This is a genomic window from Aquiflexum gelatinilyticum (genome assembly GCF_024813435.1).
GTDB classification, from domain to species: Bacteria; Bacteroidota; Bacteroidia; order Cytophagales; family Cyclobacteriaceae; genus Cognataquiflexum; species Cognataquiflexum gelatinilyticum.
In genome coordinates, this window is the sequence record NZ_JANAEZ010000002.1 from 273,246 (window position 1) to 285,373 (window position 12,128).

Annotated in this window: 9 protein-coding genes; 4 read left to right on the forward strand and 5 right to left on the reverse strand. The window is 39.9% G+C overall.

The genetic code is table 11. The annotated features are described in order from the left end of the window. Positions 1–69: 69 nt before the first annotated feature. From mnmC2 to NK987_RS05780, 5 genes are all read right to left on the reverse strand, one after another. Entirely contained in the window at positions 70–753 is a 684-nt protein-coding gene (gene mnmC2 / locus NK987_RS05760) for a tRNA (5-methylaminomethyl-2-thiouridine)(34)-methyltransferase MnmC2 (RefSeq protein ID WP_258423041.1), read from the reverse strand. Positions 754–756: 3 nt separating this feature from the next. Next, entirely contained in the window at positions 757–1,239 is a 483-nt protein-coding gene (ispF, locus tag NK987_RS05765) for a 2-C-methyl-D-erythritol 2,4-cyclodiphosphate synthase (RefSeq protein WP_258423040.1), read from the reverse strand. A 42-nt stretch (positions 1,240–1,281) separates the two neighbouring features. Continuing rightward, positions 1,282–2,529 (reverse strand): M16 family metallopeptidase, encoded by a 1,248-nt coding sequence (locus NK987_RS05770; RefSeq protein ID WP_259263100.1) that lies wholly within the window; start codon positions 2,527–2,529, stop codon positions 1,282–1,284. 52 nt (positions 2,530–2,581) lie between these two features. Next, the gene (locus NK987_RS05775; protein ID WP_258423038.1) at positions 2,582–2,785 is read right to left on the reverse strand and encodes a heavy-metal-associated domain-containing protein; all 204 of its coding nucleotides are present in this window, start codon (positions 2,783–2,785) and stop codon (positions 2,582–2,584) included. A gap of 106 nt (positions 2,786–2,891) precedes the next feature. Then, the gene (locus NK987_RS05780; protein ID WP_259263101.1) at positions 2,892–5,081 is read right to left on the reverse strand and encodes a heavy metal translocating P-type ATPase; all 2,190 of its coding nucleotides are present in this window, start codon (positions 5,079–5,081) and stop codon (positions 2,892–2,894) included. A gap of 306 nt (positions 5,082–5,387) precedes the next feature. Here NK987_RS05780 and bshC point away from each other — a divergent pair, with 306 nt between their 5' ends. From bshC to NK987_RS05800, 4 genes are all read left to right on the forward strand, one after another. Continuing rightward, complete coding sequence (bshC, locus tag NK987_RS05785; protein ID WP_259263102.1) at positions 5,388–6,959, forward strand: bacillithiol biosynthesis cysteine-adding enzyme BshC; 1,572 nt, start codon at positions 5,388–5,390, stop codon at positions 6,957–6,959. Further along, complete coding sequence (locus tag NK987_RS05790) at positions 6,952–7,527, forward strand: 5-formyltetrahydrofolate cyclo-ligase (protein WP_258423035.1); 576 nt, start codon at positions 6,952–6,954, stop codon at positions 7,525–7,527. Before bshC ends, NK987_RS05790 begins: the two co-directional genes overlap by 8 nt. Positions 7,528–7,591: 64 nt before the next feature. Then, positions 7,592–8,071, forward strand: coding sequence for a hypothetical protein (locus NK987_RS05795; protein WP_258423034.1), 480 nt, complete (start codon positions 7,592–7,594; stop codon positions 8,069–8,071). Positions 8,072–8,883: 812 nt separating this feature from the next. Beyond that, a complete protein-coding gene (locus tag NK987_RS05800; RefSeq protein ID WP_258423033.1) occupies positions 8,884–12,114 on the forward strand; it encodes a SusC/RagA family TonB-linked outer membrane protein in 3,231 nt (1,076 codons plus the stop codon). Positions 12,115–12,128 lie beyond the last annotated feature (14 nt).

Here is a 12,128-nt window from a genome sequence, read left to right on the forward strand (position 1 = left end):
AAATCCAAAATACAGTGGTGGTGAAGGACCTAACTTTTTAACTTTAAAACCTTCCAACTTTCCCAACTTTCAACCCTTAGTCCCTCTCACCATCTCGTTTTTTCCCGGAGGGCCGGGAAGGGTTTCGACAGTCAGTCCCAATTCTTGAAGATCCCGTTTGAGTTTTCCTGTCGCACTGTAAGTGACAAAAATTCCACCCGGATTCATCGCGTCAACTACCTTATCCAAAATTTCTTTCGTCCAAAGCTCAGGTTGCTTTTTGGGTGCAAAGGCATCGTAGAAGACCAAATCAGAAGGATAAAGAACTGCTTTTTCTAAGGTAGTCTGGTCCTTTTTCATGTTGAAATATTCTGAGTATACCAAACCCTGGTCCCAAGGTGAAAGGTGCAGTTTCTTGAAAAAATGGGCATAATGGTAAATAGTAGTATCTACCTCGGTATAATTCAGTTGCTCAAAAATCTCTTTTTCCAAAGGAAATGGCTCTATGGAATGGTACAAAACAGGGACTTTGTATTGCTCGGCCCAAACAAGTGTCAGCCAGGCATTGAGACCTGTTCCAAACCCTACCTCAAAAATCCGGATTGGAAATCTGTCAGGATTGCGCATAAACCAAGCCTCGAGTCCATAGAGCATAAAAACATGGATGGATTCCCTGTATGCTCCATGAAAAGAATGGTAGGATTCCTTCAGTTCAGGTAGATAGAGTGAGTGCGAACCGTCCTCGGTAGTGATGATTTTGACCTCTCTTCCCATGTATTAGACTTTATGGATAAGTACCACACAATAAGCGGAAATTCCCTCTTGCCTTCCTACAAATCCCAACTGTTCAGTGGTAGTGGCTTTGATAGAAATATTTGAAATGGGTGTTCCCATCACTTCAGCAAGGCAGGCTTTCATTTCGGGAATATGCGGGTTCAGTTTTGGAACCTGAAGACAGACAGTGGAATCTATGTTACCCACTTCGAATCCTTCATTTCTGACCAGCTGCATGACCTCTCTGAGGAGAATTTTGCTGTCGATCCCTTTGTATTTGGGGTCTTTGTCTGAAAAATGGTATCCAATGTCCCTCAAATTCGCCGCACCCAAAAGTGCATCACAAATTACATGGATGAGTACATCTGCATCTGAGTGCCCTACAGCGCCTTTTTCGTGTTCCAATTTGATACCTCCCAGCCAAAACTCGTAGCCTTCCCGGAGTTGATGCACGTCATAGCCGAAGCCGATTCTGAAGTTTGTCATAAAATAGACTTTAGATGTTAGACTTGAGACACAAGATAAAACCTAGTTACTTTCTTTTTTGGCTTTGTAATAAACTACGGAAGAGTTTTCTTCTACAAGGATTTTATTCGCCTGATTAATAATTTCCTCCGAAGGAATCTTGATTTTCTTTTCGTATTCCAATTGTTGGTAATCAGGGTTGCCGAGGTGGGCATTATACGCCAGACTCATGGCCCTGTTCAAAAGTTGCACAGATTCATAGGTTTTCATGGCCTCTGCCTGATTTTTGATTTTGATCAGGGTGTTTTCAGAAACTGTCGAACCGAGAAAGTTAGCCACGACTTCATCCAAAGCCTTTTCGGCAAGTTCCGCAGGCTGGCCTTTTTCCATTTTGCCTGAAAAAACCAACAATCCCGGGTCCACCGTTCCGAAGATATAAGCCCCGATGGAGGCAAACAGATTCCCGTTTTTGACCAATTTCTGTTCAAGAATGGAAGATCTGCCTAACCCAAGAATATCTGTAATCAGATCGGACTCAAGAAACCCATCCTGTAATTTTCCCGGCATGTGATACACTTTGTATAAGGCATCTGTGGGAACATCAGCTTCCACGTATTTCACTTTCTTTTTTATCTGTGGAGGTTCCTGAACAACAATATTTTTTTGGATTTTTCCTGAGGGAATATCCCCAAACCATTTTTCAGACAAAATTCTCACCTGTTCCAAAGTCACATCACCTGCCACCACCATGACTGCATTATCAGGCCGATAATGCGTGTAGTAGAAATCTTCAACGTCTTCTTTTTGATAATTAATGATATCCTCTAAATTTTTGCCGATCGTTGGCCATTGATAAGGATGCTTTTCGTATGCCAAGCTACGTATATGGTGGTGGACATCTCCATAAGGTTGGTTGATATACCGCTGCTTAAACTCCTCTATGACCACTTTCCGTTGTGCTTCAATGGTTTTTTCAGAGAGATTGAGTTGGAGCATCCTGTCAGATTCCAGCCAAAAGGCGGTTTCGATATTGGACGCAGGCAGGGTGATATAAAAGTTGGTAATGTCTGTATTGGTAAATGCATTACAGGAACCGCCCACCTTTTCCAGTTCTGTGTCAAATACTGGGACATTCTTTGAACTACCAAACATCAGGTGTTCAAAATAATGCGCAAGCCCTGTTTTTCCTGCAACTTCATTCCTTGACCCTACTTTGTACAGAATGTTTAGCACGGCGATTTTTGTACTCCTGTCCTCATGGACGAGCACTTGAAGGCCATTATCCAGTACAAATTGTTGGTAGTTGATCATTTCAAATTTTGGGCAAAGCTAAGAAATAAAAGCAATTTGGAGGTCAATTGTTTTAGGAAAGCAGTTCTCCTTTGTATCCGGCGGTTTCAAGTGCATGAATGATTTCAGTAGCACCTTTTTCACTTTCTACCGTGAGGATTCTGTCTGGATGGGTCAAGTCCACCTGCCAAGATCCGGCTGCGATTTTTTCCATTTCCGGAGTGATGGTAGCCACACAGGCACCGCATTTGACGTTAGTTTTGAATTGCTTTTTCATATTAATAGATTAAAGATTTGAGACCTGAGATTTGAGACAAGCCCTTCGGTTTCGCCTAGGGACCGAAAGGTCCAAGAAATCGGATGGCTTGAGACAAGTCTTCGGATTATTTTCTAAGCCGAAGACTATTGCTGACTACTGAGACCGAACTCAGTGCCATTGCTGCCCCTGCAATCATGGGATTGAGCAGGAATCCGAAGGCGGGATACAAGATTCCCGCCGCAATCGGAATTCCAATAATATTGTAAATAAAAGCCCAAAAGAGATTTTGACGGATTATTTTGACTGTTTTTTTCGTGAGATGAAGGGTTTTTGGAATTTGAGAAAGGTCTGAATGGACCAAAGTAACTTCTGCAACTTCCATCGCAATATCGGTTCCCTTCCCCATCGCAATGCTTAAGTCCGCTAGACTCAATGCCTCGCTGTCATTAATCCCGTCCCCTGCCATGGCCACGTGAAGACCTTTACTTTGTAATGCTTTGAGGTAGGAGGCTTTATCCTGAGGTAACATTTCTGCTTTGAAATGTTCTATTCCTGTTTCTTTTGCTACCCAAGAAGCTGTTTTGGTTTGGTCTCCGGTGAGCATGTGGATGTTTATTCCCATTTGTTTCAATTCCTGAATGGCCTGAATCGATGTTTGTTTGATCGGATCAGCGATTTTGAATACTGCAACCAATTCCCTGTTTTTTGCAGCAAAAACCACAATAGCACCCTCTTCCAAAGCTTGGGAAGATTCTTTAACCAAAGGTCCGGTCATCTCCACTTGCAATGATGAAAGCCATTTGGAAGTTCCGATATGGAAGGTGTCTTCACCGCTCTTGGCACTGACTCCTTTACCTGTTTCACTCCTGAATTCTGACAAATTGTTTTCGGGGATTGTTTTCTCAAAATAATCCGAAATGGCAATAGCCAAAGGGTGCTCGCTTTTGGATTCTATGGCTTTGATGGCGGAAGCATCTTTTTCATTCCAGTTTTCACTGAAATTAGTGCCGATGACTTTTGGATTTCCTTCGGTAATAGTCCCTGTCTTGTCCAGGATTAGGGTATTTATGGATTTTCCTTTTTCCAAACTTTCGGCATCTTTGATCAAAATCCCCATTTCCGCTCCTTTGCCCATTGCGGCCATTATTGCGGTAGGAGTAGCCAAACCCAAAGCGCATGGACAGGCAATTACCCAAACAGTAATCAGAGCCAGCATTCCTCGCAGCCAGGAATCTTGTACTCCGCTGAATCCCCAAACAAAAAATGTCAGGAGCCCGATTGCCAAGACTACAGGAACGAAAATTCCAGCGACTTTATCTACCGTTTTTTGAATAGGAGCTTTGGATCCCTGTGCTGACTTTACCCTTTGGATGATTTGGGCAAGAAAAGTTTCGCTTCCAATTTGCTCAGCAACAAAAGTGAAACTACCGGTACTGTTAATGGTTCCGGCAAAAACCTTGGCATCTTTTTCTTTGAGAACTGGAAGTGGTTCACCGGTAAGCATACTTTCATTGACATAGGAAGAGCCCTCTAAGACTTTGCCATCCAAGGGAATTTTTTGACCTGGTTTGATCAGAACAACTTCACCGGTTCGGACTTCTGCGGTCTTTTTAGGGATTTCTTTTCCTTCTTCCAAAACTATGAGGTCGCTTGGCTGAAGGTCCATCAGCTTTTTGAGTGCTGCTCCTGTTCCGGCTTTTGCGCCGGATTCAAGGGTTTTTCCCAAAAGAATAAAAAAAATGATCACTGAGGCTGCTTCAAAATACACATGTACCTCTAGTCCTTTTGAAGCAAGGAATTCAGGGAAAAAGGTGTTGAAACTACTGTATATATAAGCTATACCAGTACTCAGGGCCACGAGTGTATCCATATTGGCTTGTCTGTTTTTTGCCAATTTCCAGGCTTGGATAAAAAATTGCCTTCCCATGACCAGTAAGACCGGTGTAGTCAAGGTCCACATAATGTAATTGCCATAAGGCATTTCCATCCAAAACATGCCGATCAGAAAAACAGGCAATGCAAGTATTCCTGCATAGGTTGTTTTTTTCTTAAGCTTTTGGTAGGCTTCGAGCTGCATTTTTTCCAGGTCTTCACGCAATACGTCTTCGATCATCAAGCCATATCCTGTGGATTGGATTTCTTTTTGAAGTTTTTCCAAAGACACTACCTCTTCTTCCCATTCCAGCAATGCTACATGGTTGGCATAATTCACAGAGGCTGATTTGACTCCAGGACTATTGGAAAGCGTTTTTTCTACAGAAAGTGCACAAGCCGCACAACTCATTCCCGTAACCGGTATTTCTTTCTTTTTCATTTTCTTTAAATTTTACAAACAGTCCCAAATCCTCAACTTCCCACTTCCTAACTAGTACTTCATACTTTCACCTTCCTACTTCATTAACTCGTAACTCGTACTTCATAATTCACTTCCTTCCTTTACCCTTCACCCTTTATTCTCACAAATTTAGCCTATCAAACCTGCAGGGATCTCATATAATTTTTGAAAAAATTAAACAGTAAATCTGCCGTTCTTGTATTAAGAAAAAAAATGCGAACTTTATCATTTGTTGCGAAGTTACACTGACTTGTATCGCCAAAGAGAACGTTGAACCCCAAATCCATGATAAAAAGCACAGTTGATCCGGATTGTACCGGACAATTTTCGGCCTTATTTTTAGATTATATCCATCAAAAGCCTGAGGTTTCCCCATTTTTTAATCAGTATCCAACAATCGGAAATTTCAAAAAACTGATGGATGGGAAGAAATTCAAAGATTCTCACAGGAAAGTTTTGTTGGAGCGCCTCAACTTTCAATACCAAGGAATTAAGCTTTCTGAGGTTACAGATCGACAAATTCAATCGTTGGCAGATTCTACCACCTTTACAGTAACAACAGGACATCAGCTCAACCTGTTCACGGGCCCGCTTTACTTTATATATAAAATTGTATCGACGATCAACCTCGCTGATCAATTGAATCAGGCGTATCCTGAAAAGCATTTTGTGCCTGTTTATTGGATGGCAACTGAAGACCATGATTTTGATGAAATCTGCTATTTTAAACTTGATGGTAAAAAATACCAATGGAAAACCAACCAAAACGGAGCTGTAGGTGATTTTGAATTGGATGAAAGTTTCAAAGCGTTTTTCAAGGATGTTGTCGGGTTTGTTCCTGATTTTTTTAAAGAGGCTTATCAAAGCTCTGAGAAATTATCGGAGGCTGTCAGGAAATATGTCCATCATTTATTTGGGGAAAAGGGTCTCTTGATTGTAGATGGCAATGATGCTGCATTGAAAAAGATTTTTGTACCCGTGATACAGGAAGATTTATTCCAGCATACGCCACAGGTACTCGCAGATACCCAAACAAAAAAACTGGAAGAACTTGGATATAAAAGCCAGATATTTCCCAGGGAAATCAACCTTTTCTACATGGATCAGGGGATTAGGGAAAGAATAGAAAAATCAGGCACTATATATAAGGTGTTGAATTCAGAGATTTCCTTCACTGAAAAAGAGTTGATGGAACTCGTGGAGACAAATCCGGAAAGGTTCAGTCCAAATGTGGTTCTTCGTCCCATTTACCAGGAAATGATCCTTCCAAACCTTGCGTATTTGGGCGGTCCTGCAGAAGTGGTGTATTGGCTTCAGTTGAAAGGGATCTTTGACCATTTTGAAGTTCCATTTCCTGCTTTGATGCCAAGGAATTTTGCTGTTGTTTTAGATGGGGCTATTGATAGGAAAATCCAAAAACTTGGGCTTTCAGATGAAATGCTTTTTCAGACTGTAGAAGAATGGAAAAAGAATTTCATTTCAGCACACGCTTCCATGGATATCAAACTTAAACATGAAAAAGAAGCGTTGAGCTTGGTTTTTGGGGAAGCAGGAAAAACAGCCTCAGTACTAGAGAAAAGTCTTGGAAGTGCATTTGAAGCTGCTGAAGTAAGGGCCCTTAAGATTTTGGATCAACTTGGCCAAAAAGTAAGAAAAGCAGAAGAAAGAAAGTGGGACATTAAAATCAAACAGAGAGAAGCAATCTTCGCTTACATGAATCCGGGTGGAAGTCCGCAGGAAAGGGTGGAAAATTTCATCAGATTTTATCTTGAGGATCAGGATTTCATCCCAAAACTCCATGAACTTTTTGATCCTTTTGATTTTTCATATATGATATTAAAGCCGGATCATGGATAAATCAGCCATCAGAAAAGAACACCACGAACTGAGAAAGGCAATTTCAATTGAAAAAAGAGAGGATTTTTCTGAAAAGATTTCCAACAAGGTACTGGATTATCTCAAAGCGAATTCCTCCATCAGGCATATCCATATTTTTCTTACCATTTCGAGACTGAACGAAATCAACACTTTCCCATTAGTAAAAAAGCTAAAAGATTTGGGATACTTTTTGTATACCTCTTATGTCAATCCAGAAACGGGCGTTTTGGACACATTGGATATCACTCATTCCAAAGAATTTAAATCAGATGCTTTTGGTATTCCACTTCCATCAGATTTTAAAAAAGGACAAAATGCAAACATTCAATTGGTCCTAATTCCCCTTTTGGCATTTGACGTGAAAGGCAACAGATTGGGTTATGGCAAAGCTTACTATGACAAATTTTTAGCCACCTTTCATCATAAAATAATTAAGGCAGGTTTGTCGTTTTTCCTTCCGGTTAAAGAAATCCCCACTGAAGCACATGATATTGGGCTTGATATTTGCATTACACCCGAAAAGACATACTATTTTAACCATCTTTGATGGAAATTATTTAAAGAATTAATTTAATTCGCCCATTCTTAAACTTAAATCCATTTGAAAATTTATGAAAAAGTCCATTCTATTTCTCGCTGTTTTGATTTCCTTGGCTTTTGTCAATGAATCCATGGCCCAGTATAATACCGGTATCGGGCTTAGACTCGGTTCAGGAAACGGTATCACTGTAAAGCATTTTATCCAAAATGGAGCTGCCATCGAAGGTATTCTCTATACAAGGTGGCAGGGTTTTATCATCACCGGCTTGTATGAGGTACATAAGGATATTGATGGCGCAAAAGGTTTACAGTGGTTTTATGGTGGTGGTGCCCATATCGGTTCTTGGAATTCAACCAAGCGCAATACACCTTGGGGTGATAATGGAACAAGTTCAACAGTAGTAGGATTAGATGGCATCATTGGTTTGGATTATAAATTTGATAATGCACCCATTAACCTTTCACTAGATTGGAAGCCTGCATTCAATATCAGCGACAATGGAGGACTTTGGTGGGATGAAGTGGCATTATCAGTGAGGTTTGCTTTTTAATTGAAGTAGAAATTATAGGAATTACACTTTCTGAAATTAATAAGGATAAAGTATAAGCCGTATTGCTTGTACTTTATTTTTTTGTTCTAAAGTGTACAAACAGGTTCATTTTTCGATGAATGTATTTCCAAATTTTATTTTGTCGTTTTGTGGGTTATTTTTTGACTTATCTTCTGATTCTAGATTCAAAATTGAACCTTCATTTTCCTGAATTTTAAAAAAAATTAATCTGAGGTAAAAATATTACCCCGAAATACATTTTTCTGTGGATTATTCTAAAAAACATGATGGAAAACGCCATAATTCATCAGGGGATAAAAAATTTTTTGCAATATGTAAATCAAAGAATGATTCTTTTTTATTCTATTGGTTCTGATTTTATGGAAAATAAGAAATATCCCTAAAAAATTATCAATTAGTTAAAATTTAGCCTTATACAATAACAAATATGTATTTAAAGTAATTTTTTTTTAAAAAAAGCAAAATAATTTTTTCAAACTTATTCAGAATAAAATTTTGCGTATTGATCCTTGAATCTATTTTAATAAAACTGATCGTTCGAAATAAATTTGATTTCCAAATTTTCCACTTTTTTGACTGCTTTTGTAAGTATTTACCCTAAGGGATCATTTTAAATTCATTAATTTAACTTTAACAATAATTAACATTGATGATATGGACTTAAAATATGTTAAAATATTAAATAAACAATAAAAAGATATACAAAACAAATATAAATTTATGGATTTGACTCATTTTGAAATGTGGAGGAAATAAATTTTCTTTACACATCAACTAAACTAAAATACCTTATGAGAAAAGCTTTACTCTTTGTTATTGCGCTTTTCACCATGACACTCAGTATCGAGGTGTCGGCGCAACAACGGGTAATTACCGGAAAGGTAATTTCCGATGAAGATGGTCAGGGCCTCCCAGGCGCTACCGTCCTCGTGAAGGGTACAACAGTAGGTACTACCACCGATTTGGATGGTAATTACTCTATTAATGTACCGGAAGGATCTAATGTATTGATTTACTCTTTTGTGGGTTTGAAAACCCTTGAAGAAGCGATCGGTAACAGATCCGTTATCAACGTAACGCTCACTACTGATGCGTCCCAACTATCCGAAGTGGTAGTTACGGCAATCGGTATTGAGAAAGAAAAGAAAGCCTTGGGCTACGCGGTAACCACTGTAGGGGATGAGCAAATCCAAAACAGACCGGAAGCTGACGTTGCAAGGGTTCTTCAAGGTAAAGTGGCAGGTGTGAATATCACTGCTACTAACGGTAACTCAGGTGCTGGTACAAACATCATCATCAGGGGTTATTCTTCAGCCACAGGTTCTAACCAGCCTTTGTTTGTTGTAGATGGTGTTCCATTCAACACAAATACTAACGCTCAATCAGGATTTGGTTCAGGTGGTGCTACTACTTCAAGCCGTTTCTTGGATATCGATCCAAACAACATTGAAAACATCTCCGTGTTGAAAGGTCTTTCTGCTACAGTATTGTATGGTGACCAAGGTAGAAACGGTGTTATTTTGGTAACCACCAAATCAGGTTCCAGAAAAAGAAAGCAAGCTGAAGTAACTGTTAACCAGTCTTTGTTCTCAAACAACGCTGCTTCACTTCCTACTTTTGGTCAGGTATATGGTAATGGTTTCCAGCAGCAGCCAGGTTTGTTCTTCTCTAACTTCGGTCCTAGATTGGACATTGGTTTGCAGATCAATCACCCTGTAGCCAACTCTTCATTATCAAGTATTAGAAGTGCTTTCCCTGAGTTTTTTGAGAAAGATGCCAATGGAAATCCTACAACTACGCCTATTAAGTATGATTACAAGGCGTATGATGATCCTAGCAAAACTTTCTTCCAAACTGGATTGGTAAGTAATACTTCCGTACAGATCCAAGGCGGTTCTGAAAGCACAGGTTACAGTGCATCTTTTGGTTACACTTCAGACGAAGGTTTCCTTCCTGGTAACAAGTTGACCAAGTACAACTTTGGTTTGGGTATCAACTCTGCTATCAGCGAGAAATTCACCATCAACTCTTCCTTTACTTTTGCTAGAACAGGTGTAGATTCTCCTCCTGTAAACGCGGCGTTTGGTTCAGGTCCTAATGGTGGTATCCCTTCTGCGTATGCCCACATTTTGTTTTCTCCAAGATCCCATGACTTGGGAGGCTTGCCTTTCGAAAACCCTGTGGATAGAAGCTCTGTTTATTATAGAGCAGGTAATGATATCCCTAACCCACTTTGGGTAGTGAAGAATTACAAGAATACATCTGAAGTAAACCGTTTCTTCAACTCTACTTCTTTGAACTATGACTTCAACGACAACTTCTCAGTAACTTACCGCTTAGGTTTGGATACTTATACTGAAGTACAGGAAGCTAAATATAACAAAGGTGGAGGTGCAGGTGTAGCTTTGGAAGCAAGACAAGGTTATTACAGAACTATCAATATCCAAAATACCATTTGGAACCAGGATTTGATTTTGAACTGGAGAAAAACAATTTCTGAAAAAGTGGGAGTAAGTGCACTTTTGGGTGGTAACTCAAGATATGACAACTACCAGCAGAACGGTATCTCTTCAACAGGCCAATTGGCTTTTGACCTTTTCAGACACACTAACTTCCTGACTTCTGCAAACATTGACCCACTTGGCGCAGGCCGTATGGATTATTTGGTAGAAGAAAGAAGGATGGGTGTTTATGCCAACTTTACTTTTGATTACAGCAACTATTTGTTCTTGAATGTTTCAGCTAGAAATGACTGGACCTCAACAGTAGAGCCTGAAAACAGAAGAATCCTTTATCCAGGAGCTTCAGTTTCATTTATTCCTTCTGATGCTTTCAATTGGAATTCATCCACTGTGAATGACTTGAAATTGAGATTGGGTTATGGAACCTCAGCAGGTTTCCCAAGACCATATCAGACAAGAAATATTTTGGGTCAGTCTTCAAGAGCCTTCCAAAATTCTGGTGGAACTTTATTCCAAACACAATCTTTGAGCAACACTTTAGGTAATCCAAACTTGAAGCCTGAATTGCATGAGGAATTGGAATTTGGTATCGAAACAGCCATGTTCAATAACAAAGTGAGATTTGACATCTCTTTGTACCAGAAGAACACCAACAATTTGATCACTTCTTCACCTATTGATCCTTCAACAGGTTTTACCAACACAACCATCAACATCGGTAAAATCAGAAACAGAGGTATAGAATTCCAAGGTACTGCCACTCCAGTGACTACTGCAAGTGGATTTAGCTGGGAGACTATCGTAAACTGGACTGCTTACAGAACGGTTACCATGGAGTTGGGTGAAGGTCTTGAAGAAGTTGTTTATGCAGGTTTTACCAACTTGGGTAACTTTGCAATCCCGGGACAGCCTTTCGGTATCATCAAAGGAACTGTTTTTGCCCGTGATGAGCAGACAGGTCAGCCTATTGTTGATAACGTAGGTACTTACCTTGAAGATACTGAAATCGGAATCTTGGGTGATCCAAACCCTAAATGGACTGGATCATGGATCAACACCTTGAGATACAAAGGTTTCTTCATGAACTTCATGTTGGAATACAGAAGAGGTGGTATCATCTTCTCTAACACAGTTACTGCTACACTTGCTAGAGGTGTGACCAAAGATCCAGTGGTGGACAGAGAGATGAGTTTCATCCTTCCGGGTGTGAAGAGAGACGGTACTCCAAACGATATTCAGATCACTGCTTCTAACTATTTCTTTGATGGATACCACGTAGGTGCTGATGAATCAAACGTATTTGATGGTTCAGCTGTGAAATTGAGAGAATTGTCATTCGGATATGACCTTCCATCTTCACTTCTTTCCAAGACTCCTTTCAAGCGTGCCTCTATCGCACTTAGCGGTACTAACCTTTGGTTTAGAGCACTTAACTTCCCTCCAAACATGAATTACGATGTGGACGTTTTGGGTGTAGGTGTTGGTAACGGTTTGGGCTTTGACTTTGTAACGGGTCCAAGTTCAAGAAGATTCGGTGGTACTTTAACATTGGCATTCTAAACCACTAAATTTTA